The sequence below is a fragment of the Pseudomonas sp. PB120 genome, assembly GCF_009761815.1.
Classification (GTDB): domain Bacteria; phylum Pseudomonadota; class Gammaproteobacteria; order Pseudomonadales; family Pseudomonadaceae; genus Aquipseudomonas.
Genome location: NZ_RWIN01000083.1, coordinates 1 through 25,649, shown reverse-complemented (window position 1 = coordinate 25,649; position 25,649 = coordinate 1). Strand labels below are relative to the sequence as shown.

The following is a 25,649-nucleotide window of genomic DNA, read 5'->3' as shown; positions in this document are numbered from 1 at the left end:
CTGAAATGGATCACGCCGCATCAGGATTTGCGTCCTCCGCCGCCACTCTGATCATCATCTTTGCGGCCCATGTCCGACATTTTGTCCTTGTCGGCGAACTGACCGCCGCGCGCGCTTCCCTGGCCACCGCCAGTTGATTTATCGGCCTGATTTGGCCGTTGTGCGCCCGACGCCTGGCCGCCTTTCTGGCCTGGTTTGGTCATGTCATCTTTATCATCGGTAAATTCGCCGCCGCGATTTGTACCCTGCCCGCCTCCGGACATGCGGTCGGCATCGCGTGATTGCTGTCCGCCCGAAGCCTGGCCACCTTTTTGGCCTGCTCCCGACGCCCGCTGTGGATCGTTGGCATGATTGCCACTCGTAGCTTCGGTGCCTTTGTTGCCGGCTTGCGAAGCCTTGTCCCGGTCATTGCCTGGGTTATTGTTTCCTGTATTAGCCATTTCAATTCACCTCTACGTCGTTAGTCCGAGCACTGGCCCGTATAATTCGGAGGACGCCGAAAATTGAAAGTTTGAACGGAAATACAGAGCTCGCGACGAGCGGATCGGGGAATTTGGTTCCAAAAAAAACCGGCTCGGTCGACTGACGGCATGCCCGTCCGGAAAGGGCACCGTACGCCGGATTCTCAAAGCCGAACGCCGATATTTACTAGACTGAATGATTCGAAGACCACCCTCCCGCCTTCATCCCAGGAGGTCAGTGAATGACAGAACACATCGTGCACTTTCACTGCCAGATCGATCAGGCAACGACTGAGCGCTTCAGGGATTGCTGCCTGGAAGCCATTGATCAGGGCGCCACATCCCTGCTGCTGAATCTGTCCACCTGTGGCGGCAGCACCAACTTTGGCTTCACGCTCTACACCTTCCTGAAGTCATTGCCGGTACCGCTGTGCGCGATCAACGCCGGCAACATCGAATCGATGGGCATCATCATGTTCCTGGCGGCCAACCGGCGGATTACGTCGCCGCATGCCCGGTTTTTGATTCATCCGATGAACTGGTATTTCAGCCAGAAATCCGTCGACCACCAACGACTTCGGGAATACCTGTCCAGCCTCGATAACGATCTGGCGCGCTACGTGCAGATCTTCACCCTCGAAACCGCTGACGCCGCGACCAAACTCGATATTTTTCATTGCCTGTCGGCCGAGGAAAAAGTCATCGCCGCCCATGAGTCGCTGGCCTACGGGATTGCTCACGAGATGAAGCAGATGGTGTTTGCCGATGACGTCAAACACTGGAAGGTCAGTGGTGGGTGATTGATCTCAATCGATGCCAGCCCGGTACGCACACACAAAAACGCCGCTCAATGAGCGGCGTTTTTGCGTACCGAGCGTGAAACGAAATTCACCTGGGTTGTGCAAACCTCAGGCGTTTCAGTTCCAGGGACGGTCTCCGTTTTCATCCTTGATGCGGGTCGGCAGGCCCATCACGTCCAGCGCCTTGAGGAACGGCTCGGCTGGCAGCTCCTCGACGTTGGCCATGCGCTGCACGTCCCACTCGCCACGGGCGACCAGCAAGGCGGCGGCGACGGGCGGCACGCCCGCAGTGTAGGAAATGCCCTGGCTGTCGGTTTCGGCGTAGGCGTCTTCATGGTCCGCCACGTTGTAGATGAACATTTCGCGCGGCTGGCCATCCTTGGTGCCCTTGACCAGGTCACCGATGCAGGTCTTGCCGGTGTAGCCAGGCGCCAGCGAGCTCGGATCCGGCAGCACGGCCTTGACCACTTTCAATGGCACGACTTCCAGGCCTTCAGCGGTCTTGACCGGCTTCTCGGAGAGCAGGCCGAGGTTGCGCAGGACGGTGAACACATTGATGTAGTGCTCGCCGAAGCTCATCCAGAAACGCACGTTGGGCACGTCGAGGTTCTTCGACAGCGAGTGCACTTCGTCGTGGCCGGTCAGGTACAGGTTCTGCGAACCGACAACCGGCAGGTCGTCGGTGCGTTTGACTTCGAACATGGTGTTGCTGTTCCACTGACTGTTCTGCCAGCTCCACACCTGTCCGGTGAACTCGCGGAAATTGATTTCCGGGTCGAAATTGGTGGCGAAATATTTGCCATGAGAGCCGGCATTGACGTCGAGAATGTCGATCGAATCAATGCGGTCGAAATACTGTTGTTGCGCCAGTGCCGCATAGGCGTTGACCACACCCGGGTCGAAGCCCACGCCGAGAATGGCGGTGATGTTCTTCTCTTTGCACTCTTCGAGGTGGTTCCACTCGTAGTTGCCATACCACGGCGGCGTCTCGCAGACTTTGCCCGGCTCTTCGTGAATGGCGGTGTCGAGGTAAGCCACGCCGGTATCGATGCAGGCACGCAGCACCGACATGTTAAGGAACGCGGAACCGACGTTGATGACGATCTGCGATCCGGTTTCGCGGATCAGCGTCTTGGTCGCTTCGACATCCAGGGCGTTCAGCGAATAGGCCTGGATTTCGGCGGGCACTTTGAGGCTGCCCTTGGCCTTGACGCTGTCGATGATGGCCTGGCACTTGGAGATGTTGCGCGACGCGATAGCAATACGACCGAGTTCATCGTTATGCTGCGCGCACTTGTGGGCCACCACCTTGGCGACACCTCCTGCACCAATGATAAGCACGTTCTTCTTCAATTTTTCTCTCTCTCCTTCTCTGCCAGCTTACGAAAGGCTGGACATGTAGTCGTCGTAACCAAACTCTCGAACCACCTCGACTGTACCGTCGAGTTGTTTCACTACGATGGACGGCATTTTGAGGCCGTTGAACCAGTTTTTCTTGACCATTGTGTAACCCGCTGCATCAACGAACGACAGGCGGTCGCCGATGGCCAATGGCTTGGCGAATTGATACTCACCGAAAATGTCCCCGGCCAGGCAGGATTTGCCGCACACCATGAAGGTGTGTTCGCCCTCGCTCGGCGCCAGTTTGGCGTTCAGGCGATAGATCAGCAGATCGAGCATGTGCGCTTCGATGGAACTGTCCACGACCGCCAGGTGCTTGCCGTTGTAGAGGGTGTCGAGCACGGTGACTTCCAGCGATGCACTCTGCGTGATCGCGGCTTCGCCCGGTTCCAGGTAGACCTGCACGCCGTACTTCTGCGAGAACGCCTTGAGACGCGCGCAGAACTCATCCAGCGCATAACCTTCGCCGGTGAAATGAATGCCGCCACCGAGGCTGACCCACTCGACCTTATGCAGCAGATGGCCGAAGCGCTCTTCGATGGTGCACAGCATCTGGTCGAACAGGCTGAAGTCGCCGTTCTCGCAGTTGTTGTGGAACATGAAACCGGAGATGTGCTCGATCACTTGCTCGATCTTCACCGGGTCCCACTCGCCCAGGCGGCTGAAGGGCCGCGCCGGATCTGCCAGCAGGTAATCCGAGCTGCTGACTTGCGGGTTGACCCGCAGACCGCGAACCTTGCCGGTGGAGGCTTCGGCAAAGCGCTGCAACTGACCAATGGAGTTGAAGATGATCTTGTCGCAGTTCTCGAGCATCTCCTCGATTTCGTCATCGGCCCAGGCCACGCTGTAGGCGTGGGTCTCGCCCGCGAATTTTTGTCGACCGAGCTTGAGCTCGTAGAGCGAAGACGACGTGGTGCCGTCCATGTATTGCTCCATCAGATCGAACACCGACCAGGTGGCGAAGCACTTGAGCGCCAGCAGGGCCTTGGCCCCGGACTGTTCGCGCACATAGGCAATCTTCTGCAGGTTCACCAGCAGCTTTTGTTTGTCGATGAGGTAGTACGGCGTTTTGATCATTTCGAGGCCTCCGGCAAGGCCAGCCAAAAAAAGGATGCGCATTGTGCCTTCACTGGCTGCATATCGAAAGAGCAGAAAGTGTAGTTCGCTCTGACAGGCGGCCCGTGTCGCTGTACCCGGGCGCCGACTGGCGGGCAGTGTGGCAAGTTTCGAGCACTGACTTACACTGCGATAACCCACTGCGAAGCCAACATGAAAACGTCCACGGCCCTTTTCAACTGTCTGCTCGCTGCCAGCCTGTGCGCGGCGGCGAGCACCTGTGCGAATGCAGCGTCCTTCAAGACCAGCTTCGACTGCGCCACGGCACAGGTATCCGTCGAAAAACTCATCTGTCGCGACCCGCAACTGGCGCAGATGGACCTTGAGCTGTTGCGCCTTTATCGCCTCGCACTCACGGATGAACGCTCAGTGCCGCCGCCCAGCAAAGTCATGATCGACCAGCAATTCTGGATCGATGCGCGCAATCAATGTGGTTCCTCGGCGGAGCCCAGGGCTTGCACGATTCGAAGCTATGCCGAGCGCGCCTACCAGCTGCGCCAGGGCTCGGCGATTGTAAGAACCCGAGACCCCGACAGGCTGACCGAGGGCCCCCTGACGTTTCGCTGCACAGGCTTCAACACGCCGATTGCCGCCTCCTTCTTCATCACCCAGCCGGGGGTCGTGTACCTGAAATGGGCGAACACTTCGGTCACCCTGAACCAGGTGCCGAGCGATTCCGGCGCGCATTACACCGGCAAGGACAGCCAGGGGATGTACAGCTTCTGGCAGGACGGTAACGACGCCCTGTTCCAGAAGCCGGGATCGGGGGAAATGCGCTGTACGGCCGATTCGGGCGGGTAGCCAGCGGCAAGTTCCGCTGAATGCAATACCGTCATCGCCAGCAAGCTGGCTCCCACAGGGAGCGGGCCGCTCAATCAGGTCGTCGGCAACTGAAAATCGGCGCCGGTGTACGCAAGGTTGGAGTCAGTGGCTTGCTGTCCGCGATACCGTCGCTGGCCAGACGGGCCAAGAGATTTCGCGGGGTCAGTCGCCCTCCTCCGGCCGATCCTGTACCCATTGCCAGAACAACTGATAGCCGACCGCAAGCACCACCGGGCCGATGAACAGGCCGATGATTCCGTTCGTGACCATACCGCCCAGAGCCCCGATCAGAATCACTGGCATCGGCACATCTACACCGCGCCCCAGCAGCAACGGCTTGAGGACGTTATCCACCAGGCCGGAGACGAAGACGTAGATGGCGAACGTGATGGTCGCCGTGCTGGCGCCCTCAGTGGCAAACACATAGGCGATCACCGGTATCGTAATCAGTGTGACCGGCAACTGCATGATCCCGAGCAACAGCACTGCCAGCGCCAGCAAACCCGCACCCGGAATGCCCTTGACCACAAAACCGAGACCTACCAACAGCATCTGGATGAAGGCAATGCCCACCACCCCCAGCGCCACCGCGCGGATCGTGGCGGTGCACAGTTCGGCAATTTTCGGCCCCTTGGCCGGGCCACTGACACGCGACGCGATCTGTACGGCGCTGCGACTGCCGGCCTCACCGTACGCCATGAAGATGCCGGCGATGATCAGCGCGAAGATGAAGGTGAGAAACCCCATGCCGACACCGGCCAGCTTGCTAAGCAGAGTCAGGCTGACACCCTTGATCTGCGGGATGTACTTCTGAGTCAAACCCGGAAGATCGTTGTAAGCCTGCGCCCACAGCGCCGAAAGCGGCTTGCCCACCAACGGCCAGCCCGCGACGGATTCCGCCGGCGGAGGAATATCGATCCCGCCTTCCTTGACCACGCTGATGGCATGCTCGACCGAATCGGCGATCGAGGTGCCCAACAGGTAGATCGGCACCATCAAAATGATGATGGCGACCAATATGATCAGCGTCGCAATGCGCCCGTCTTTTTGTCCCAACGGGCCTTTCAACCGTTCTTGCAGTGGGTAAAGAGTGATTGCCAGGATCACCGACCACAGCATCAGGTCGCGGAATGGCTGGAATATCTCGAAGCAGAACAGCACCAGAACAATAATAAGTCCGGCTCGAATCAGGACGTCCAGCAGACTGCGAGTGAGGGTTTTCTCGGTGAGGGTCGTAGGCACCATTACTGCCTCCTTGCAGGTCACTGCTGAGGATTGTGGTCGGTTAGCCCAGCATAGACGCTCAACAGAAAACGTGAGGCGCTACGCTAATTAACCGGGGTCAGCGGCAACTCAGCACATTCACTCAATATCCTTCCCGCCAACTGCGTAATCCTGTGGCCCTCACTCACCCTGTAAGGACATCGCCATGGCTATCGCAAAAGCTGTTCCCGGCAAAACCCTGCTGACCCCGACCGACCACACCCTGATCATGATCGATCACCAGTCGCAGATGTCTTTTGCAACCAAATCCATTGATGCGGTGACGTTGCGCAACAACGCTGCACTGGTCGCCAAGGCGGCTCGCGGCTTCAAGGTCTCGACCATTCTCACCACCGTGGCCGAGAAAAGTTTCTCCGGTCCGATTTTCGACGAAATCAAGTCGGTGTTTCCGGAACACAACGTGATTGACCGCACCAGCATGAACACCTGGGAAGACGAGCGCATTGCGGTCGAAGTCAATAAGATCGGCAAGCAGAAAATCGTTCTCGCGGGGCTGTGGACTTCCGTGTGCATCGTTGGGCCGGCGCTGTCGGCGATCGATCAGGGGTTTGAGGTGTATGTGATTGCCGATGCTTGCGGTGATGTGTCTACCGAAGCGCATGAAATGGCCATGCAGCGCATGATCCAGATCGGGGCCCGGCCGATGACTTCGCTGCAATACCTGCTTGAACTGCAGCGTGACTGGGCGCGTAGCGAGACGTATGAAGAGACCGTGAAGACTTCGATTGCCAATGGCGGGTCTTATGGGTTGGGGTTGATTTATGCGAAGACGATGTTTGGGGCTTCGGAAGGGCACTGAGTGTTAATGGCGTAGGCGAATAGCCTACCGCCCGACCTGATTTTTCTGATTCGCGCATTTCCCCTGTGGGAGCCAGCCTGCTGGCGATGGACGTCAACGATAACGCGCCCTGCCTGGAAGATCGCGTTGTCTGGGCGTCCATCGCCAGCAGGCTGGCTCCCACATTTTTGAACGGGCAATCCAAAAACCTACCGTTTCAACGTCTCACTGGGAAGTTCGCCAAACAACCCGCGATAGCTGCTGGAAAACCGCCCTAAATGCCAAAACGACCAGCGCATCGCCACTTCGGCAACGGTCGTTTCCATCGGCGAACGGCTCAATAATTCACGCCGGGCGCTGTTCAGGCGACGCAAGCGCAGCCAATGGGTTGGCGTCATCCCCGTATACGCCTTGAACGCATGCTGCAATTGCCGCAATGAAACCCCCGCCAACTCGGAAAGCTCCATCAGGTTCAAGGTTTCTTCCGGCGAATCCGCCGCCCACTCCCCGATACGCCGCATCACCCCGCGCTCCTGCGCACGCCGCTGCAAACCGCCGTGATCCAGGCAAACACAGGCATTGTCGAGAATGTACAGGCAATCCTCCAGCAACTGCTGCGTCAACGCCTCCTTGCTGGGCGGATCGAACGTCTGCGCCAAACGGGTCAGCGTGCTGCTCAACCAGCGACTGAACAACCCGTTCTGCTGCGAATTCAGCGGTGCCATGAACAACCCTTCGAGCCTGCCGACATCCAGCCCGTGGCGCCGCACAAACTCCGGACCGAACACCACGGCGATTTCCTGGTAGTTCTCCGGGGTGATCCAGATATTGCGGCTTTCGCCATTCAGCAGGTACAGCGCGTTGTCACTGCGATCAAAACAGAACGCCAGGGAACCTGGCGGTGCGCTGAAATTCTGTTCGACCCGGGTGTTCATGTGTTCTTCGTAAATCTCCACGCCCTGCAGGTCCAGATAGCGCACCAGCCCGGCGAAATGCCCCGGCGACATCTGCTGGTAATGCTGCTCCCAACCCGGCGTGGCGCGGATTTGCTCGGCCACGTCAGCGGTGTTGAACGCTTGGACTTGTAAGGAGTTGCACATCGTCATGGAAAGACCTTACGCACTCGTTTGGTGCGTTTTGGTGCTGCTGAAAGTGGATAGATGGAACTGCAAGGCTCGCCCAAGATAGTCGTCAACGCGTCACAGGGGAAGTGTGTGGTGGATGAAACCAACCTCCCCGGCGTTAATAAAACCAATAACGAGGTCTTTATGAATGTCCCTTTCGATCAGCTGTTTACCTGGCTGAAAGATCACAAGATTACCGAAGTCGAGTGCGTCGTCAGCGACCTGACCGGCATTGCACGCGGCAAAATCGCACCCACCAACAAGTTCCTGCATGAGCGAGGCATGCGCCTGCCGGAAAGTGTGCTGTTGCAAACGGTAACCGGGGACTTTGTCGACGACGACATCTACTACGACCTGCTCGACCCGGCCGACATCGACATGGTGTGCAAGCCGGATGCAGACGCGGTGTACGTGGTGCCATGGGCCATCGAGCCCACCGCCATCGTGATTCACGACACCTTCGACAAGTTCGGCAACCCGATCGAACTGTCGCCGCGCAACGTGCTGAAAAAAGTCCTGCAGCTGTACACCGACAAAGGCTGGCGCCCGATTGTTGCACCGGAAATGGAGTTCTACCTGACCCAGCGCTGCGAAGACCCGGACTTGCCACTCAAGGCACCGCTGGGCCGTTCGGGCCGCGCGGAAAGCGGTCGCCAGTCGTTTTCCATCGACGCGGCCAACGAATTCGATCCGCTGTTCGAAGACGTCTACGACTGGTGCGAACTCCAGGGCCTGGACCTCGACACGCTGATTCACGAAGACGGCCCGGCGCAGATGGAAATCAACTTCCGTCACGGCAACGCGCTGGACCTGGCGGACCAGATCACCGTGTTCAAGCGCACCATGCGTGAGGCCGCACTGAAGCACAACGTCGCGGCGACCTTCATGGCCAAACCGATCGGTGACGAGCCCGGCAGCGCCATGCACATCCACCAGAGCGTGGTCGACATCGCCACCGGCAAGCCGATCTTCGTCGATGCCGACGGCAATATGAGCGAACTGTTCCTGCACCACATCGGCGGCTTGCAAAAGTACATCCCGAAAGTGCTGCCGATGTTTGCGCCCAACGTGAACTCGTTCCGCCGCTTCCTGCCGGACACCTCGGCGCCGGTCAACGTTGAGTGGGGCGAAGAAAACCGCACCGTCGGCCTGCGTGTGCCGACCTCGAGCCCCGACGCGATGCGTGTCGAAAACCGTTTGCCCGGCGCCGATGCCAACCCCTACCTGGCCATCGCCGCCAGCCTGTTGTGCGGCTACCTCGGCATGGTCGACCGAGTTGAACCAAGCGCGGCAGTCACCGGGCGAGCCTACGAGCGGCGCAACCTGCGTCTGCCGATCACCATCGAAGACGCATTGACGCAGATGGAAGAATGCGAGGCCATCGAGCGTGTCCTGGGCGAGAAATTCGTTCGCGGGTACGTCGCGGTGAAACGCGCCGAGCACGAAAACTTCAAGCGCGTGATCAGCTCCTGGGAGCGTGAGTTCCTGCTCTTTAGCGTCTAAGTCTTGAACTGTTTGTAAGGGCTCCTTCGCCGGCTTGCCGGCGATGAGGCCGGTAGTCTCAGCATCATCATTAACTGTAAGAACGCCATCGCGAGCAGGCTCGCTCCCACAAAAAAACCAATAACCAAGAGGTGTCGCCATGCGTCTATTGAAATCCATTGTTCCGGTCACGCTGGCCCTGCTGGTCAGCGCTGTTGCACAGGCCCAACCCACGGTCAGTGTCTATAACTGGACCGATTACATCGGCGAGACCACCCTCGCCGACTTCCAGGCAAAAACCGGGATCAAGGTGATCTACGACGTCTTCGACTCCAATGAAACCCTGGAGGGCAAATTGCTCGCCGGCCGTACCGGCTATGACGTGGTGGTGCCGTCCAACCACTTCCTCGCCCGCCAGGTAAAAGCCGGTGCGTTCCTCAAGCTCGATCGAGCACAACTGCCCAACTTCAAGAACCTCGACCCGAAACTGCTGGCGCTGCTGGAGAAAAACGACCCGGGCAACGAGCACTCCGTGCCGTACCTGTGGGGCACCAACGGCATCGGCTACAACGTCGACAAGGTCAAGCAGGTGCTGGGCATCGACCACATCGATTCCTGGGCCGTGCTGTTCGAACCGGAAAACATCAAGAAACTCAGCCAGTGCGGCGTGTCGATGATGGACTCGGCGGATGAAGTGTTCCCGGCGATCCTCAACTACATGGGCATGGACCCGCGCAGTGAAAATCCGGAAGACTACAAAAAAGCCGAGGCCAAGCTGCTGAGCATTCGGCCTTACGTCACTTATTTCCACTCGTCCAAGTACGTGTCTGACCTGGCCAATGGCGATATCTGCGTGGCCTTCGGTTATTCGGGCGACGTGTTCCAGGCCGCCAGCCGGGCCAAGGAAGCCAAGAACGGTGTGAACATCGCCTACGCCATCCCGAAGGAAGGCAGTAACTTGTGGTTCGACCTGCTGGCCATTCCCGCCGACGCCGCCAACCCGAAAGAAGCGCACGCCTTCATCAATTACCTTCTGGACCCGCAAGTGATTGCCAAGGTCAGCGCTTCGGTCGGCTACGCCAACCCGAACCCGGCCGCCAAGCAATACATGGACCCGGAGCTGGTCAGCAATCCCGAGGTGTATCCGTCCCAGGAAGTCCTCGACAAACTCTACATTTCGACCACCCCGCCCCAGGCGATCATGCGTTTGATGACCCGTTCCTGGAGCAAAGTGAAGTCCAACAAATGAATAACGAACATGCACAGTCCTATTACGCCGCGACTGCCCACAGCCTGACGCCCTTCCCTGCGCTGACCGAGGATCGGGTGGCCGATGTCTGCGTGATCGGCGGCGGCTTCACCGGCGTCAATACGGCCATCGAACTGGCGCAGCGCGGATTGTCGGTGGTGTTGCTGGAGGCGCGGCGGATCGGCTGGGGGGCCAGCGGACGCAACGGCGGGCAGTTGATCCGTGGCATCGGCCATGACGTGTCCGGTTTCGCCCGCCACGTCGGTGAAGACGGCGTGCGGTACCTGGAGCGCGCGGGGATCGAATCGGTGCAAGTGGTGGCCAACCGCGTCCGCGAACACGGCATCGACTGTGACTTGCGCTGGGGCTTTTGTGAACTGGCCAACACCAAGGCGCAGTTCGCGGCCTTCAAGGCTGAACACGAAAGCCTCGGTGAGTCGGGTTACCCTCACGTCACCCGACTCGTCGGGCCCGATCAGATCCGGCAACAGGTGGTGGACTCCGGCGTCTACGCCGGCGGCCTGATCGACATGGGCTCCGGCCACTTGCACCCGCTCAACCTGGTCCTTGGCGAAGCGCGACTGGCGAGCAGCCTTGGCGTGCAAATCTTCGAGCATAGCCCGGTGCTGGACGTGGTCCATGGCGCCACCGTGCAGGTTCGCTGCGCCGGTGGCACGGTGCGCGCCGGCAGCCTTGTACTGGCCTGCAACGCGCATCTGGAAGAACTCGAACCGAAACTCAGCGGCAAAGTACTCCCGGCGGGCAGTTACATCATCGCCACCGAACCACTGTCGGCCGAGCTTGCGGCCACATTGATCCCGCAAAACCTGGCGCTGTGCGACCAGAAAGTCGGGCTCGATTACTACCGGCTCTCGGCAGACCGGCGCTTGCTGTTCGGCGGCGCGTGTCATTACTCCGGGCGCGACCCGGCGGATATCACGGCCTACATGCGCCCGCACATGCTCAAGGTGTTTCCGCAATTGGCGGGCGTGCGCATCGACTATCAATGGGGCGGCAAGATCGGCATCTCGGCCAATCGTTTTCCACAGGTGGGGCGTTTGAGCCAGCACCCGAACGTGTTCTATGCCCAAGGGTATTCCGGGCATGGCCTGAACGTTACGCACTGGTGCGCGAAGCTGTTGGGCGAAGCGATTCATGCCGGGCACAGTGAGGGCTTCGACGTGTTCAGCGCCGTGCCGCACATGACTTTTCCGGGCGGGCCGATGCTGCGTTCGCCGCTGTTGGCGCTGGGGATGTTCTGGTATCGATTGCGGGAGGTGCTGGGTTGATCAATTTCAATTGGCCTTGAGGTGACTGACCGTACGCCATCGCGAGCAGGCTCGCTCCCACAGGAGCTCTCCGTTGTTCACAAATGCTGTGTTCAATGAAGATCGTAGGTGGGAGTGAGCCTGCTCGCGATGAACGATGACGCGGTTCATTCGTCGTTTCAGTCTTTTAATTTGCTCAATTGCGAGGCACTTCTATATTGAGGAGGTGCTCTGACTTATAAGCCTCCTATCGAGCCTGGCCCATGGCGACCACTGACCAGCTGATCATCTGCGAGCACTGCGACAGCGTGTACGAGAAAGTCACGCTCGCCAAACATCAGAAAACCCTGTGTACGCGCTGCGGCGGCGTGCTGCAGCGCTATAACGGCATGACCGTGGAGCAGCGCCTGGCGCTGACCCTCACCGCGTTGGTCGTGTGGATTTTCGCCAATTTCTACCCGGTCATGAGCATCAGCCTCCAGGGCCTGAAAAATAGCGCAACACTCTGGGACTCAGTGTTGGCCCTCAGTCTGGGGCCGATCACCTTTATTGCGATGGTGGCCGCGATTGCGATGATCATCGCGCCGATATTCCAGCTGCTGCTGTTGATCTGGGTCTTGAGCTTCGCCCTCGCCTCCCGGCGTTCGCCCGGTTTCAAATTCTGCATGCGCTGGCTGGAAACGCTCCGGCCTTGGAGCATGCTGGAAGTCTGCCTGCTGGGGGCGATGGTCGCGGTCATCAAGCTCGCCGGATTACTGGACGTATTGCCCGGCATCGGCCTGTTTGCCCTGGCCGTGCTCAGCCTGATGATGATCCGCATCGCCGGGCGCGATATTCGTGAACTGTGGGACATCGTATGAAAACGCCTCCCGTCGCCAGCGATCTCAATCTGTGCCTGTGCCACACCTGCGGGCTGGCGTGTGACACGACCAATGACCCCCACGAATGTGAGCGCTGCGGCGCCCCCCTGCATCGACGCAAAACCAACTCGCTGACCCGGACCTGGGCGTACATGTTCACCGCCCTGGCGTTTTACGTCCCCGCCAACCTGTTGCCGGTGATGAACACCAAAATGGTCGGCAATGGCGCCGACAGCACCATCATGAGCGGCGTGCTGGAGTTCTGGGAAGCCGGCGCCTGGGACATTGCCCTGATCATTTTCATTGCCAGCATCGCGGTGCCGGGCATCAAGTTCGTGGCCATCACCCTGCTGCTGATCACCGTGCGCCGCGACAGTTCGTGGGCGCGCAAGGAGCGGTCGAAGTTGTACCGTTTTGTCGAGGTCATCGGTTATTGGTCGATGCTCGATGTGATCGTGGTGGCCCTGGTGGCCTCGCTGGTGAAATTCCAGGCCCTGGCCGACATCGAGCCGCGTGCGGGCATTCTGTTTTTCGGCCTGGTGGTGGTGTTCACCATGCTGGCGGCGATGAGTTTCGACCCGCGCCTGATCTGGGACACGCGGGATCAATCAGACAACGAGGAGACCATGGATGAAGTCGCAAGCCACTGACGGGCCGCTAGCCCCCGGGCAAGCCCCTGTAAAAACTCGTCGTTTCAGCGTGTCGCTGGTCTGGATCGTGCCAATCGTCGCGGTTCTGGTGGGCATCTCGCTGGTGGTCCACAGCATCCTGCAGGAAGGGCCGACCATCACCGTGACCTTCAAGACCGGTGACGGCCTGACGGCCAACAAGACTGAAGTCAAATACCGCAACGTGGTGATCGGCCACGTGTCTGACGTGGAACTCAGCAGCGACCAGAAGAGCGTCAACGCGACGATCAAACTGGCCAAACAGGCAGAAATTTTCACTCGCGAAGATTCGCAGTTCTGGGTGGTACGCCCGCGCATCGGTGCGGGTGGCGTGTCGGGTATCGATACCCTGCTCTCCGGCGATTACATCGGCGCCGACATCGGGCAGGCCAATGGCCGCGCGAAGGACTTCAAGGGCCTTGAAAACCCGCCGCCTATCACCTACGGCGAACCGGGCAAGCGCTTTACCCTGCACACCCAGGACCTCGGTTCACTGGACATCGGTTCCCCGGTCTACTACCGCAAGATTCCGGTGGGCCAAGTGGTGGCCTACGCCCTGGACCCCGACGGCAAAGGGGTCAACATCGAATTGTTCATTCATGCGCCCAATGACCAGTACGTCACCGAAAACACCCGGTTCTGGAATGCCAGCGGTGTGGACGTGAGCGTCGGCGCCAACGGTGTGTCGGTGAAAACCGAGTCGTTATCATCGATTCTGGTCGGCGGTATTGCCTTCCGCGCACCCGATTACAGCCCGGACGACAAACCCGCCGCCGAAGAATATGCCTATGAGCTGTTCGACGATCAGCAAACCGCGTTGGCGCCACCCGAGGGCAAGGCTCAATACTTGAGCCTGCGTTTCGACCAGGCCTTGCGCGGGCTCAAGGTCGGTGCTCCGGTGGAATTCCTCGGCATGGAGTTCGGCAAAGTCGTGTCGATCAATCTGGATTTCGACCCGCAGAAGCGCATCTTCCCGGTCAATGTCGGCATCGTCATTTACCCGCAACGGCTCGGCACAGCCCACACCAAAATGCTCAAGGCCTTGAATCATGACCCCAATGACGAAGCCGCCAGCATACGGTTGATGGGTTCCTTCGTCGAAAACGGCCTGCGGGCCCAGGCGCGTAGCGGCAATCTGTTGACCGGCCAGCTGTATATCGCCCTCGATTTTTACCCCAAGGCTGAAAAGGTCGTGTTCGACCCGAACCTGCGCCCCGCGATGATTCCGACCATTCCTGGCAGCCTCGAGGAATTGCAGGGGAAACTGGAGGCCATGGTCGACAAGATCAACAAACTCCCGATCGAACGTATTGCCGGCAACCTCGACAGCAACCTCGTCGAGTTGCGCAAAGGCTTGACGCAGTTCAACGCCAAGACCCTGCCGGGCGTGCAAACCACCCTCTCGGATGTCAGCAAAACCCTGCAATCAGCCAACTCGACACTGGCCGATGACTCGCCGCAACGCGAAAAACTGTCACAAACACTGGATGAGCTCGGGCGCACCTCGCGTTCCTTGCGTGACCTTGCGGATTATCTCGGACGGCATCCCGAATCGCTGATTCGCGGCCGCCCCGAAAACGCCGCGCCAATGGATATGCAAGGGCCACCGAGCAAATGACCACAGGAGCATCACCCATGGCTTTTCCGCTGAAAATTATGCTGGTTGCCGCGCTGTCGTTGCTCGCCGCCTGCCGCAGCGATCCGATCCAGTTCCATACGTTGACGCCGGCCCAACCGAGCACGAATTCACGGATGGCAGCGGACATCCCGATCGAAGTCCTTACCGTCCCGCCCCAGGTCGATCGCCAGCAGATTGTCGTTCGTCAGGGCAACACCACCATGGCGATCCTGGAAACCGATTGGTGGGGCGCTAGCCTGGTGGATGAATTGCGTAGCGCGCTGCTCGACCAGATGGTCAACGGCAATCCTCAACGCAAAGTCTCGGTGCGGGTGGAAGTGCAGCGCTTCGATTCGATTCCGGGCCAATACGCGCTGATCGACGTCAAATGGCGCCTGCGCACGGCCGGTGAAGGCGACAGCGCGCTGGTGACGTGCCGCAGCACCTTGCAGACACCTTCAGGGCCGTCCATCGATGAACTGGTCGCAGCCCAGCAGAGCAACGTCAAGCGTCTGGCCGCCCTGATCAGTCAGGCATCCAGAGGGGCACAGAAAACCTGCCCTTCGGCTTGATCATTCTCCCTCGGTTCAACGGTGAAAACGTCACCGTTGAACCCTTCACCGCCACCCGTTCATGTCCGGCAAACGCCACGTTTTAAGAGCGCGTAAAAGACATTAATTATCAAAAATCAACTAATTAACCCTGCCGAATACCCTCCGCGATTTTTTCACATTCGTTTCACTCCTCCGCTACTCAGCTGAACTTAGTTTGCCCGGACTCCTGCAACTCAAGATCCCTGGCAAATCATGAACTCCCGATTAACAAAACTGGCCTTTATCCTCGTCGCCCTGGCGATTGTCGTTGTGGTGACGGGATTCGCCTTGTGGCCGAAATCACCGGCCAACCTGGCACATTCCAGCGCCCGCGAGACCGCTGAACTGATGCGACGCTGGCAAGCCGGCGATATCGTGGTGCTCGTCCGGCACGCAGAGCGCTGCGACCAGTCCAGCAATCCGTGCCTGGGTCCCCTGGACGGAATTACCCGTGTCGGCAGCGACTCCGCAGTGGCCCTGGGTCAGCGCTTTACGCAGCTGGGCATGGCTCAGACCGACGTGTTCAGCAGCCCGTTGACGCGTACAGCCCAAACTTCACACGACATGTTCGGCCACGACGCCGTCGCCCAGGACTGGCTCGCCAGTTGCGGCAGCGGCCTGCGCAACGATGTCGTGGCGCATAAGCGTGCCCATCACAATTTACTGCTGGTCACTCACAGTGGCTGCATCCGTGACTTTGAAGCAGCGACAGGCTTTGCGCATGCGGCGAAGAGCAAGTACGTGAGTTCGTTGTTTATCAGTGTTGATGCCACGGGTGAACTTCAAGTGTTGGGCATTGCAAACGCCGAAGGCTGGCCCGCACTTCTGAGCAAACAATAAACATCGAAAGCAACTTCAACCGCGCCAAGGCCCAACCATGACGTCACATACGCCGTTGCCTTCCCCTGCCGATCTATCCCGCCGTACTGCACAACCACCAATGCGCATCGAGCGCTGGCTGATCCCCGGTTTGCTGTTGGCATTTGTCGTGTTCTACCTCCTGCCGCTCATGTCCCATGGTCTGTGGATCCCCGACGAAACCCGCTATGGCCAGATCAGCCAGGAAATGCGTCTGAGCGGCGACTGGATCGCCCCGCACTTCATGGGCATTCGCTACTTCGAGAAACCCATCGCCGGTTACTGGATGATTGCCATCGGCCAGGCGGTGTTTGGCGACAATCTGTTCGGCGTACGAATTGCCTCGGCACTGAGCTCCGGGATGAGCGTCTGGCTAGCGTACCTGCTCGCTCGTCGCCTCTGGGACGATCCGCGCAAAAGCGCGGCGTGCGCGCTGTTCTACATGAGTTTCGGTTTGATTGCCGGCCAGGCCGGCTACGCCAACCTTGATCCGCAATTCACGTTCTGGGCGAATCTGAGCCTGTTGGCCCTGTGGTTTGCCATCGATGGTCGCTCTCCTCGCCACAAGGCCGGCGCCTGGGCACTGTTGGGCTTGGCCTGTGGCATGGGTTTCATGACCAAAGGCTTCCTGGCCGGGCTGCTGCCGGTATTGATTGCCCTGCCCTACATGCTGTGGCAACGCCGCGTGGGCGAACTGCTGCGCTACGGCCCTTTGGCTGTGCTGGTCGCAGCGGTGATCTGTTTACCGTGGGTACTCGCGATTCACCATCAGGAGCCGGACTTCTGGCGATTCTTTTTCTGGAACGAGCACATCCGCCGTTTCGCCGCCGATGATGCGCAGCACGCACGTCCGTGGTGGTTTTACCTGCCTCTGCTGGTTGCATCGAGCCTGCCTTGGGCGGTGCTGCTGCCCACTACCTTCGTTCAGGGCTGGAAGCAAAAGCGCCATCCGGCGATCGCGTTTCTGCTGATCGCGTTGCTGCTTCCGCTGGCGTTCTTCAGCCTGAGCAGCGGCAAACTGCCGACCTACATCATGCCGTGCCTGCTGCCGCTGGCCTTGCTGATGGGGCATGCCGTCATGCAACTGCTGGATCAGCAGCGCGGCCGGGCGATTCGCCTCAATGGCGTGGTCAACGTAGTCCTGGGCACCGCAGCGCTGATCGCCCTGCTCTATGTACAAACCACCAAGGAGATCTACGAAAACACCGAGATGTTCAGCTTGTCGCTGGTGTTTATCGTTCTAATTGGCTGGATCATCACCAACGCCCTGCAAATCCTGCGGCCACTGCTGTTCTGGGGCGCACCGGCCATTGGCATGGGCTTGTTGGTGGCGTTGTTGCCAGCGGCCATGCCGGCTCAGATTGTCGAGAGCAAGATGCCGGACCCGTTCATCGGCGAACACCTGGATGCGTTAGATCAGACCACCTCATTGCTCAGCAATGACCTGGGTTCGGCGTCTGCGCTGGCCTGGCGCCTGAAGCGGCCGCAAGTCGATCTGTTCAACACGGTCGGTGAGCTGAAATATGGCCTCGACGATCCGGCCATGGCCCCACGCATCGTCACCAAAGAGAATGTCGGGGAGTGGATGACCGAGGCCCGCAAAAAAGGGGCGGTCGGTGTGGTCATGCGGGTCAACAGTGTTCAGGAAATTCAGGAGGTCGAGTTGCTACCGGTGGACGGCAAGCGCTATCAACGTGGCAACCTGCAGATTCTGATTTTCCCCAAGAGCCAGCCCTGACAGTTCCTGCGCTCGAAAAAAAACGAGGCCCACCGGGCCTCGCTCAATAAACGTTAACAACCTGTCAGCGAGTGAGCGTCTGGATGACCTCGCTCGCGCCGCAAATGACACGGCGTAACGATTAATTTGACGTTTTTTTCTCATCTCGCCCCCTACATTCCCCGCCCTTTAAGCTGCAAATGATTCGTATTGTTCTACACTCAACGACGACCTTACCCATCGATCCTGTCGAATCCGAATGCACGATTCCAAAAATAAATCAGGAGCTGTCCGCGCATGAATTCTTCTTTCCCGTCTTTCCTGAAAAAAGCATTGCTGGTCACCGCGCTGATCGGCGCCGGGCATGTGTATGCGGCTGACACCGTCGGCATCGTTGTCTACAACGCGCAACACGAAAGCCTGACCAAGGCGTGGGCAGCGGGCTTTACTGAGGAAACCGGCATTCCGGTCACGCTGCGCAACGGCGACGATACCGAGATGGGTAATCAGATCGTGCAGGAAGGCACCTCGTCTCCGGCGGATGTGTTCCTGACCGAAAACTCCCCCGCCATGGTGCTGGTCGACAACGCAGGGCTGTTCGCGCCGGTTGCGCCGACCACCCTTGAGCAAGTGGATGCGGCCTACCGCCCGGCGCATGGCAAATGGGTCGGCATCGCCGCGCGCTCCACGGTGTTCGTCTACAACCCGGGCAAGTTGCCTGAAGCCCAATTGCCCAAGTCGCTGATGGACCTCGCGGGGCCCGAGTGGAAAGGTCGCTGGGGGGCTTCGCCGGCCGGCGCCGACTTCCAGGCTATCGTCGCGGCGGTGCTGGAACTCAAGGGCGAAGCCGCCACGCTCGACTGGCTCAAGGCGATGAAAACCAACGCCACCGTATACCGTGGCAACAGTGCGGTCCTGAAAGCAGTCAACGCCGGCCAGATCGACAGCGGCGTGATCTATCACTATTACAGTTTTGGCGATCAGGCCAAGACCGGCGAAAACAGCAAGAACACCGCCCTGCACTACTTCAAGCACAAAGACCCGGGCGCGTTTGTCAGCGTCTCGGGCGGCGGCGTCCTGGCCTCCAGCAAAAACAAGGAACAAGCCCAGGCGTTTCTGAAGTGGGTCACGGGAAAAGAAGGTCAGGACGTGCTCAAGAACGGCAAATCGTTTGAATACGCGGTGGGTAAAGACGCCGAATCCAACCCCAAACTGGTGCCTCTGCAACAGCTCGACGCACCGAAGGTCGATGCCTCGAAACTCGACAGTAAAAAAGCCGTGGAGCTGATGACTCAGGCCGGACTGCTCTAATTGATGCCTGAAACGCTACCGACGGGTGTCGCCACGACGATACCCGCGAATTTACAGCGACGATCTCGTGGTCTTTTTGCGGGCCGCGGCGGCGCGTGGGTGGTCGGTCTGGCGGTGCTGGTGTCATTGCTGGCCCTGTTGCCGATTGCGTTCGTGATGGGCGTGTCCATCCAGACTGGCTGGGCAACCCTTGAGACGCTGCTGTTTCGGCCACGGGTTGGCGAACTGCTGGTCAACACCGTATTGCTGGTGGTGATCACCATTCCGTTGTGCATCGTGCTGGGCGTGTCACTGGCGTGGCTGACCGAGCGCACTAACCTGCCCGGGCGACGCGGCTGGTCGTTGCTGGCCACTGCGCCTCTGGCGGTGCCGGCGTTTGTTCACAGCTACGCCTGGGTCAGCCTGGTACCGCCGATCCATGGGCTGTTTGCCGGGGTGCTGGTCTCGGTCATCGCCTACTTTCCGTTTCTGTACCTGCCGATCGCAGCGACATTGCGCCGACTGGATCCGGCCATCGAAGATGTCGGGGAATCGCTGGGGCTGAAGCCTTGGGCGGTGTTTTTCCGCGTAGTGTTGCCGCAACTGCGGCTGGCGATCTGCGGCGGTGCGTTGTTGGTGGGGCTGCACTTGCTGGCCGAATATGGCTTGTACGCGATGATCCGTTTCGACACCTTCACCACGGCGATTTTCGATCAGTTCAAATCCACCTTCAACGGCCCAGCCGCCAACACGCTGGCCAGTGTGCTGGCCCTGTGTTGCCTGGCGATGCTGACTGTCGAGTCGGCTGCGCGCGGCTCTGCGCGTTATGCCCGCGTCGGCTCGGGCAGTGCCCGCGAGCAGCGCGTCGTGCGCCTGAAACCCGCCAATACCGCCCTCGCCCTGACGTTACAGATCGTGACCTGCGCGCTGGCGCTGGGGGTGCCGTTGATTACGTTGGGCAAATGGCTGATCGCCGGCGGCACGCAGGTCTGGCAGATGGACGAACTGATGCCGGCGCTGGAGCAGACGCTGATGCTCGGTGCCGCCGGCGCCCTCCTCACAACGTGCGCGGCGTTCCCGATTGCCTGGCTGTCGATACGTTCGCCGGGACGTCTGCAACGGGTACTGGAGAGCTGCAACTACATCACCAGTTCGTTGCCGGGCATTGTGGTTGCGCTGGCCCTGGTGACCTTCGCGATCCATTTCGCCCGGCCGATCTACCAGACCACGATCACCGTGCTGCTCGCGTATCTGCTGATGTTTTTGCCCCGAGCCCTGGTGAGTTTGCGCTCCGGTATCGCCCAGGCCCCTGTGGAGCTGGAAAACATGGCGCGCAGCCTCGGTCGCTCGCCCACTCGAGCCCTGTGGCTGATCACCTTGCGACTGGCCGCCCCCGGCGCCGCTGCGGGTGCTGCCCTGGTGTTCCTGGCGATCACCAACGAGCTGACCGCCACCCTGCTGCTCGCGCCGAACGGCACACGCACCCTGTCAACCGGGTTCTGGGCCATGACCAGCGAAATCGACTACGCCGCGGCGGCTCCATACGCCTTGCTGATGATTCTGCTGTCGCTTCCGTTGACCGGACTCCTCTACCACCAATCCAAACGAACGGCTGGCCGATGAACGCACTTGAACTGAATTCGATCTACAAGTCCTACGGCTCCCAACAAGCCCTGAACAACATCAGCCTGTCCGTGCCCTCGGGCAGCAGAACCGTCATCGTCGGCCCTTCCGGTTCCGGTAAGACCACCCTGCTGCGGATGATCGCCGGCTTCGAATTTCCTGATGCCGGCAAGCTTTCACTCAATGGCCAGACGCTGGTGGACGACACCCATGAAGTGCCCGCGCATCAACGACTGATTGGCTATGTGCCTCAGGACGGCGCCCTCTTCCCGCACATGACCGTGGCCGCCAACATCGGGTTCGGGCTCGCCTACAGCGGCGTGAAAAAGCAGGAGCGGATTGCGGAGTTGATGGACAGCGTTGCACTGGAATCGCATATGGCGAGCCGCTGGCCCCACGAACTTTCCGGCGGCCAGCAGCAACGCGTGGCCCTGGCGCGGGCCCTGGCACAACAGCCGCGCCTGATGCTGCTGGATGAGCCATTTTCGGCACTGGACACCGGGTTGCGCGCCGCAATGCGCAAACTGGTGGCGCGGCTGCTGGCAGACGCGGGAGTGACCACCATTCTGGTGACCCACGACCAGAGCGAAGCGCTGTCGTTTGCCGATCAGTTGGCGGTGATGCGCCAAGGCCGACTGGTGCAGTCCGGCCATCCACTGGACCTTTACCGCTATCCCGAAGACGAACAAACCGCACTGTTTCTCGGTGATGCCGTGGTCATGCCCGCACGGATCGAAGCGGGCTGGGCCCATTGCGATCTGGGACGTATCCCGGTCAACAACCACCGCAACAATGCCAGCGCGCAGATCATGCTGCGCCCCGAGCAACTGCAACTGGTCAGTACCGTGCCGGGGCCGGCAGGGCCTCCCGGCTGTCGCGCCGTGGTGACCGAACGGGATTTCAGCGGCAATACCTGCACATTGACCGTGGAGTTGCAGTCGTTGGCGTCCAGCGAGCAACCCGGTCGCTCATTGATGGTTCGCAGTTCGGGCATGTATGCGCCGCCCGCGGGCAGCGAGGTGAACGTCTCGACCATCGGCCACGCCCATGTCCTGAGCGACGCCTGAATCAGAGATCGAAACGGTCCACTGCCCGCCGCCGCTCGTTGTCATCGCGCACGTCGTAGTTGGCCGTGGTCTGGATATTGCTGTGGTGGGCGAGTTTCTGGGCGATCGACAGGTCATGCTCTTCGATCACTCGTGTAATGAACGAGCGCCGAAAATCATGGGGCATGATCTTTACCCCGACCTGCGCGCCCCGTTGCCGGGCAATGTAATAGATCGCGTGCTTGGTGATGCGCTCGCGAGTGATATGGCTGCCGCGACGGATACGGTTGAACAGGAACGGATCATCGTCTTGCCCCTCCCCCAATTGCGAGCGACGCAGTTCAAGCCAGGCGTCCAGCTTGGCGAAGGCCCAGGCGGGGGCGTACTTGATCAATTGCTTGTTGCCCTTGGCAGTCACCCGCAGGCTGCGCTCGGTGAAATCGACTTCATTGAGGTCCAGGTTTACCGACTCCGACTTGCGCATTCCCGACCCGTACAGAATCGCGATGATCGCCGCGTCGCGCAGACCTTGTGGCCGAGGGTCGGCGTCACAGACCGCCATCAATTCCCGGATCAGCGTGCGCTTGAGATTGCGGCCCTGGGACAGCCGCGTACCGGCAATGCCTTTCACCGAGCGCATCTTCAGCAAGTGCTCCTGACTGATCAGGCTCATGCGCCACGCTTCGTTCATGACCCCGCGCACGGCATTGACGTACAGCGAGGACGTGTTCGGCGCGTAACCGTCCTCGCGTAAGGTCGCCACTAACGCCACGACGTTTTCCGGCTGAAGTTGATGCCAGGGGATCTCCTCGACATTCATGTCTTCGAAGCCCAGGCGGTCGGCGGCATCCTGCAAAACGTAGCGCATGGTCAGCTGGCTGGAGGGCGCCAGTCGCGCCAGATAAAGGGTCAACGGATTGGTCTTGGGTGCACTTGAATCGGTTGCAGGTAAGTCAATCAAACGAAACGGCCTTCAGTGGAAACAGTTCATTGAAACAACTAAGGATTGAAACATCCTTCATATAAAGCAGGACACTTCTGTAGGACTTTTCTACGAAGAAGCGCGATGAGCGGTAGAAGCCTGAACACGGGCTTAATAGCTGTCAGATAAACGATTCTCCTACCGGTTTTTCATATTCATTTCACAAAATCACGCCTAACCTCAACGAAGTCGGCGTCAACACCGGCGAAGGTTCACGCTGCCGGTCAATGCCGTAAAAGTCAATTGATGTGATTTGTAACACATGATATGTAACTGATTGAAGCCGCTTTCATTTTAGCGTCTACGCTTTCGTTGAACCGCTGTTTTTAGCCTCCAAGGCTATTCACTTTTCAGCCCCGAGGTGCCCATGAGTCAAGCGTTTCTTCCGTTCTCCCGCCCCAGTATCGGCGATGAAGAAATAGCCGCTGTAGAGCAAGTACTGCGTTCGGGCTGGATCACAACCGGCCCGAAAAACCAGCAACTGGAAGAGCAGTTCGCGGCCTATGTTGGCTGCCGGCATGCCGTGGCACTTTCGTCGGCCACCGGTGGCATGCACATCACGTTACTGGCGTTGGGCATCGGTCCGGGTGATGAAGTCATCACGCCGTCGCAGACCTGGGTCTCCACCGCCAACATGATCAGCCTGCTCGGCGCGACACCGGTGTTTGTCGACGTCGACCGCGACACGCTGATGAGCAGCGTGGAGAGCATCGAAGCCGCGATCACCCCGCGCACCAAAGCGATCATTCCCGTGCATTACGCCGGCGCCGCGTTCGACCTCGATCCGCTGTATGCGCTGGCCGACAAACACGGCATCCCGGTTATCGAAGACGCCGCCCACGCCGCAGGCACCTTCTACAAAGGGCGCCACGTCGGGGCCCGGGGCACGGCGATTTTTTCGTTCCACGCGATCAAGAACATGACCTGTGCCGAAGGCGCGATGTTCGTCAGCGACGACGAAGCGTTGGCCAGTCGCGTGCGCATGCTCAAGTTTCATGGCCTCGGCGTCGACGCCTACGACCGCCTGACCCACGGCCGCAAGCCCCAGGCGCAAGTCATGGAGCCGGGCTTCAAATACAACCTGGCCGACATCAATGCCGCTATCGCCCTGGTGCAACTGGAGCGCCTGGACGAGATCAACGCCAAGCGTACCGAACTGGCCCAGGCTTACCTGCAACGCCTCGAAGGCCTGCCGGTGCAACCGCTCGCGCTGCCGGCCTACGCGCAGCAGCACGCCTGGCACCTGTTCATCCTGCGCATCGATGCCGAACGCTGCGGGCTCGACCGCGAAGCGTTCATGAAAGGCCTGCAGGAACAGAACATCGGCACTGGCATCCACTTTATCGCCACGCACCTGCACACCTACTACCGCCAGCGTTACCCCGACATTTACCTGCCCAACACCGAATGGAACTCGGCGCGACTGTGCTCGATCCCGTTGTTCCCCGACATGACCCTCGACGACGTCGATCGCGTGGTCGGTGCCATTAAAACCGTTATGGACACACGCCTGTGAAACCTTACCCAATCCGCTGCGTGTCGATCGTCATCCCGGTCTACAACGAGCAAGACAGCCTGCCCGAGTTGCTGCGACGCACCGAAGCGGCGTGCCAGCAACTGCACCATGACTACGAAATCGTGATGGTCGATGACGGCAGCCGCGACCATTCTGCGCAAATCCTCGAGGACGCCGCCAATCGCGAAGGCAGCCCGGTGGTGGCGGTCATTCTCAACCGCAACTACGGCCAGCACGCGGCAATCATGGCCGGCTTCGAACAGTGCAAGGGCGATGTCGTGATCACCCTCGACGCCGACCTGCAAAACCCGCCGGAAGAAATCCCGCGCCTGGTGGCCCAGTCCGAGCTCGGCTATGACGTGGTCGCCACGGTGCGCAGCAACCGTCAGGACTCGGCCCTGCGCCGCTGGCCATCGAAGCTGATCAACCTCGCCGTGCAGCGCTCCACCGGCGTGGCGATGAGCGATTACGGCTGCATGCTGCGCGCCTACCGCCGGACCATCGTCGACGCCATGCTCGCCTGCCGCGAACGCAGCACCTTCATTCCGATTCTGGCCAACAGCTTTGCCCGGCACACCACGGAAATCCTGGTGACCCACGCCGAGCGCGAACACGGTGAATCCAAGTACAGCCCGATGCGCCTGGTCAACCTGATGTTCGACCTGATCACCTGCATGACCACTACCCCGCTGCGCTTGCTGAGCATTGTCGGCTTCGCCATGGCCGGGCTGGGCGTGCTGTTCGCCCTTGCGCTGATTGTCCTGCGCCTGGCCTTCGGCGCCAGTTGGGCCGGCGACGGCACCTTTGTGCTGTTCGCCGTGCTGTTCGTCTTCACCGGCGGGCAGTTCATCGGCATGGGCCTGCTGGGCGAATACCTAGGGCGCATGTACAGCGACGTGCGCGCCCGCCCCCGTTTCTTCATCGAAAAAGTCTTGCGCAGCCAACCGGCGTCTCCTGCCCCGGTGATCACCGTTGACGGCCTCACTTCCACTTCTTCCGATCAGGTTCTCTCATGAGCGTTAAAGCTGTTGTCTTCGCCTATCACGATATTGGCTGTGCCGGCCTCGAAGCCCTGCTGGCCTCCGGTTTTGAC

Annotated in this window: 23 protein-coding genes; 17 read left to right on the top strand and 6 right to left on the bottom strand. The window is 59.8% G+C overall.

The features are described 5' to 3' along the window. Positions 1 to 20: 20 nt before the first annotated feature. On the bottom strand, positions 21 to 440 hold the full coding sequence (locus tag EJA72_RS16275; RefSeq protein ID WP_157712454.1) for a general stress protein: 420 nt from the start codon (positions 438 to 440) through the stop codon (positions 21 to 23). 263 nt (positions 441 to 703) lie between these two features. Here EJA72_RS16275 and EJA72_RS16270 point away from each other — a divergent pair, with 263 nt between their 5' ends. After that, positions 704 to 1,261 carry an ATP-dependent Clp protease proteolytic subunit gene (locus EJA72_RS16270; RefSeq protein ID WP_157712453.1) on the top strand — a complete coding sequence of 186 codons (558 nt, stop codon included), beginning with the start codon at positions 704 to 706 and terminating at the stop codon, positions 1,259 to 1,261. 117 nt (positions 1,262 to 1,378) lie between these two features. On the opposite strand, the gene EJA72_RS16265 is transcribed toward EJA72_RS16270, so the two are convergent. Then, the gene (locus EJA72_RS16265) at positions 1,379 to 2,614 is read right to left on the bottom strand and encodes a saccharopine dehydrogenase family protein (RefSeq protein WP_157712452.1); all 1,236 of its coding nucleotides are present in this window, start codon (positions 2,612 to 2,614) and stop codon (positions 1,379 to 1,381) included. Positions 2,615 to 2,641: 27 nt separating this feature from the next. Beyond that, positions 2,642 to 3,739: a carboxynorspermidine decarboxylase gene (locus EJA72_RS16260; RefSeq protein ID WP_157712451.1), complete on the bottom strand. Its 1,098-nt coding sequence runs from the start codon at positions 3,737 to 3,739 to the stop codon at positions 2,642 to 2,644. A gap of 192 nt (positions 3,740 to 3,931) precedes the next feature. On the opposite strand from EJA72_RS16260, the gene EJA72_RS16255 reads away from it, so the two are divergent. Then, entirely contained in the window at positions 3,932 to 4,579 is a 648-nt protein-coding gene (locus EJA72_RS16255; protein WP_157712450.1) for an MliC family protein, read from the top strand. Between the two features lie 183 nt (positions 4,580 to 4,762). On the opposite strand, the gene EJA72_RS16250 is transcribed toward EJA72_RS16255, so the two are convergent. After that, positions 4,763 to 5,845 carry an AI-2E family transporter gene (locus EJA72_RS16250; protein ID WP_157712449.1) on the bottom strand — a complete coding sequence of 361 codons (1,083 nt, stop codon included), beginning with the start codon at positions 5,843 to 5,845 and terminating at the stop codon, positions 4,763 to 4,765. A gap of 184 nt (positions 5,846 to 6,029) precedes the next feature. Here EJA72_RS16250 and EJA72_RS16245 point away from each other — a divergent pair, with 184 nt between their 5' ends. Next, a complete protein-coding gene (locus tag EJA72_RS16245; protein WP_157712448.1) occupies positions 6,030 to 6,683 on the top strand; it encodes a hydrolase in 654 nt (217 codons plus the stop codon). Between the two features lie 188 nt (positions 6,684 to 6,871). Here the strand turns inward: EJA72_RS16245 and EJA72_RS16240 are convergent, their stop codons facing one another. Next, positions 6,872 to 7,768: a helix-turn-helix domain-containing protein gene (locus EJA72_RS16240; protein WP_157712447.1), complete on the bottom strand. Its 897-nt coding sequence runs from the start codon at positions 7,766 to 7,768 to the stop codon at positions 6,872 to 6,874. Positions 7,769 to 7,930: 162 nt separating this feature from the next. On the opposite strand from EJA72_RS16240, the gene EJA72_RS16235 reads away from it, so the two are divergent. The 12 genes from EJA72_RS16235 (at position 7,931) to EJA72_RS16180 (ending at position 22,079) form a co-directional block, all read left to right on the top strand. Beyond that, positions 7,931 to 9,289: a glutamine synthetase family protein gene (locus EJA72_RS16235; RefSeq protein ID WP_157712446.1), complete on the top strand. Its 1,359-nt coding sequence runs from the start codon at positions 7,931 to 7,933 to the stop codon at positions 9,287 to 9,289. A gap of 139 nt (positions 9,290 to 9,428) precedes the next feature. Then, positions 9,429 to 10,517 (top strand): polyamine ABC transporter substrate-binding protein, encoded by a 1,089-nt coding sequence (locus tag EJA72_RS16230; protein ID WP_157712445.1) that lies wholly within the window; start codon positions 9,429 to 9,431, stop codon positions 10,515 to 10,517. Next, positions 10,514 to 11,806 carry an FAD-binding oxidoreductase gene (locus EJA72_RS16225; protein WP_157712444.1) on the top strand — a complete coding sequence of 431 codons (1,293 nt, stop codon included), beginning with the start codon at positions 10,514 to 10,516 and terminating at the stop codon, positions 11,804 to 11,806. The genes EJA72_RS16230 and EJA72_RS16225 overlap by 4 nt, the downstream gene beginning before the upstream one ends. Before the next feature lie 242 nt (positions 11,807 to 12,048). Then, a complete protein-coding gene (locus EJA72_RS16220; RefSeq protein ID WP_157712443.1) occupies positions 12,049 to 12,645 on the top strand; it encodes a paraquat-inducible protein A in 597 nt (198 codons plus the stop codon). Next, entirely contained in the window at positions 12,642 to 13,295 is a 654-nt protein-coding gene (locus EJA72_RS16215; RefSeq protein WP_157712442.1) for a paraquat-inducible protein A, read from the top strand. The genes EJA72_RS16220 and EJA72_RS16215 overlap by 4 nt, the downstream gene beginning before the upstream one ends. Then, positions 13,276 to 14,931 (top strand): intermembrane transport protein PqiB, encoded by a 1,656-nt coding sequence (locus tag EJA72_RS16210; RefSeq protein ID WP_157712441.1) that lies wholly within the window; start codon positions 13,276 to 13,278, stop codon positions 14,929 to 14,931. Before EJA72_RS16215 ends, EJA72_RS16210 begins: the two co-directional genes overlap by 20 nt. Positions 14,932 to 14,948: 17 nt before the next feature. Beyond that, positions 14,949 to 15,503 (top strand): membrane integrity-associated transporter subunit PqiC, encoded by a 555-nt coding sequence (locus tag EJA72_RS16205; RefSeq protein ID WP_157712440.1) that lies wholly within the window; start codon positions 14,949 to 14,951, stop codon positions 15,501 to 15,503. Positions 15,504 to 15,737: 234 nt separating this feature from the next. Next, positions 15,738 to 16,364, top strand: coding sequence for a histidine phosphatase family protein (locus EJA72_RS16200; RefSeq protein ID WP_157712439.1), 627 nt, complete (start codon positions 15,738 to 15,740; stop codon positions 16,362 to 16,364). Between the two features lie 37 nt (positions 16,365 to 16,401). Beyond that, positions 16,402 to 18,120, top strand: a complete 1,719-nt coding sequence (arnT, locus tag EJA72_RS16195) for a lipid IV(A) 4-amino-4-deoxy-L-arabinosyltransferase (RefSeq protein WP_157712438.1) — start codon at positions 16,402 to 16,404, stop codon at positions 18,118 to 18,120. A 276-nt stretch (positions 18,121 to 18,396) separates the two neighbouring features. Further along, a complete protein-coding gene (locus tag EJA72_RS16190; RefSeq protein WP_157712437.1) occupies positions 18,397 to 19,410 on the top strand; it encodes an iron ABC transporter substrate-binding protein in 1,014 nt (337 codons plus the stop codon). A gap of 3 nt (positions 19,411 to 19,413) precedes the next feature. Beyond that, positions 19,414 to 21,012, top strand: a complete 1,599-nt coding sequence (locus EJA72_RS16185) for an iron ABC transporter permease (protein WP_157712436.1) — start codon at positions 19,414 to 19,416, stop codon at positions 21,010 to 21,012. Beyond that, positions 21,009 to 22,079 carry an ABC transporter ATP-binding protein gene (locus EJA72_RS16180; protein WP_157712435.1) on the top strand — a complete coding sequence of 357 codons (1,071 nt, stop codon included), beginning with the start codon at positions 21,009 to 21,011 and terminating at the stop codon, positions 22,077 to 22,079. The genes EJA72_RS16185 and EJA72_RS16180 overlap by 4 nt, the downstream gene beginning before the upstream one ends. A gap of 1 nt (position 22,080) precedes the next feature. On the opposite strand, the gene xerC is transcribed toward EJA72_RS16180, so the two are convergent. Then, positions 22,081 to 23,019, bottom strand: coding sequence for a tyrosine recombinase XerC (gene xerC, locus EJA72_RS16175; RefSeq protein ID WP_157712434.1), 939 nt, complete (start codon positions 23,017 to 23,019; stop codon positions 22,081 to 22,083). Between the two features lie 388 nt (positions 23,020 to 23,407). Here xerC and arnB point away from each other — a divergent pair, with 388 nt between their 5' ends. Continuing rightward, complete coding sequence (arnB, locus tag EJA72_RS16170; protein WP_157712433.1) at positions 23,408 to 24,556, top strand: UDP-4-amino-4-deoxy-L-arabinose aminotransferase; 1,149 nt, start codon at positions 23,408 to 23,410, stop codon at positions 24,554 to 24,556. Continuing rightward, positions 24,553 to 25,572: an undecaprenyl-phosphate 4-deoxy-4-formamido-L-arabinose transferase gene (gene arnC, locus EJA72_RS16165; protein WP_178129393.1), complete on the top strand. Its 1,020-nt coding sequence runs from the start codon at positions 24,553 to 24,555 to the stop codon at positions 25,570 to 25,572. The genes arnB and arnC overlap by 4 nt, the downstream gene beginning before the upstream one ends. Positions 25,573 to 25,649: the final 77 nt, after the last annotated feature.

Excerpts from the sequence above, each read along its gene's own strand:
- EJA72_RS16220 (WP_157712443.1), top strand. The coding sequence starts at position 12,049 with ATGGCGACCACTGACCAGCTGATCATCTGCGAGCACTGCGACAGCGTG.
- EJA72_RS16200 (WP_157712439.1), top strand. The coding sequence starts at position 15,738 with ATGAACTCCCGATTAACAAAACTGGCCTTTATCCTCGTCGCCCTGGCG.
- EJA72_RS16235 (WP_157712446.1), top strand. The coding sequence starts at position 7,931 with ATGAATGTCCCTTTCGATCAGCTGTTTACCTGGCTGAAAGATCACAAG.
- arnB (WP_157712433.1), top strand. The coding sequence starts at position 23,408 with ATGAGTCAAGCGTTTCTTCCGTTCTCCCGCCCCAGTATCGGCGATGAA.
- EJA72_RS16270 (WP_157712453.1), top strand. The coding sequence starts at position 704 with ATGACAGAACACATCGTGCACTTTCACTGCCAGATCGATCAGGCAACG.
- EJA72_RS16215 (WP_157712442.1), top strand. The coding sequence starts at position 12,642 with ATGAAAACGCCTCCCGTCGCCAGCGATCTCAATCTGTGCCTGTGCCAC.
- EJA72_RS16180 (WP_157712435.1), top strand. The coding sequence starts at position 21,009 with ATGAACGCACTTGAACTGAATTCGATCTACAAGTCCTACGGCTCCCAA.
- EJA72_RS16275 (WP_157712454.1), bottom strand. The coding sequence starts at position 440 with ATGGCTAATACAGGAAACAATAACCCAGGCAATGACCGGGACAAGGCT.
- EJA72_RS16225 (WP_157712444.1), top strand. The coding sequence starts at position 10,514 with ATGAATAACGAACATGCACAGTCCTATTACGCCGCGACTGCCCACAGC.
- EJA72_RS16185 (WP_157712436.1), top strand. The coding sequence starts at position 19,414 with ATGCCTGAAACGCTACCGACGGGTGTCGCCACGACGATACCCGCGAAT.
- EJA72_RS16230 (WP_157712445.1), top strand. The coding sequence starts at position 9,429 with ATGCGTCTATTGAAATCCATTGTTCCGGTCACGCTGGCCCTGCTGGTC.
- arnT (WP_157712438.1), top strand. The coding sequence starts at position 16,402 with ATGACGTCACATACGCCGTTGCCTTCCCCTGCCGATCTATCCCGCCGT.
- EJA72_RS16190 (WP_157712437.1), top strand. The coding sequence starts at position 18,397 with ATGAATTCTTCTTTCCCGTCTTTCCTGAAAAAAGCATTGCTGGTCACC.
- EJA72_RS16210 (WP_157712441.1), top strand. The coding sequence starts at position 13,276 with ATGAAGTCGCAAGCCACTGACGGGCCGCTAGCCCCCGGGCAAGCCCCT.
- EJA72_RS16240 (WP_157712447.1), bottom strand. The coding sequence starts at position 7,768 with ATGACGATGTGCAACTCCTTACAAGTCCAAGCGTTCAACACCGCTGAC.
- EJA72_RS16255 (WP_157712450.1), top strand. The coding sequence starts at position 3,932 with ATGAAAACGTCCACGGCCCTTTTCAACTGTCTGCTCGCTGCCAGCCTG.
- EJA72_RS16205 (WP_157712440.1), top strand. The coding sequence starts at position 14,949 with ATGGCTTTTCCGCTGAAAATTATGCTGGTTGCCGCGCTGTCGTTGCTC.
- EJA72_RS16245 (WP_157712448.1), top strand. The coding sequence starts at position 6,030 with ATGGCTATCGCAAAAGCTGTTCCCGGCAAAACCCTGCTGACCCCGACC.
- EJA72_RS16260 (WP_157712451.1), bottom strand. The coding sequence starts at position 3,739 with ATGATCAAAACGCCGTACTACCTCATCGACAAACAAAAGCTGCTGGTG.
- EJA72_RS16250 (WP_157712449.1), bottom strand. The coding sequence starts at position 5,845 with ATGGTGCCTACGACCCTCACCGAGAAAACCCTCACTCGCAGTCTGCTG.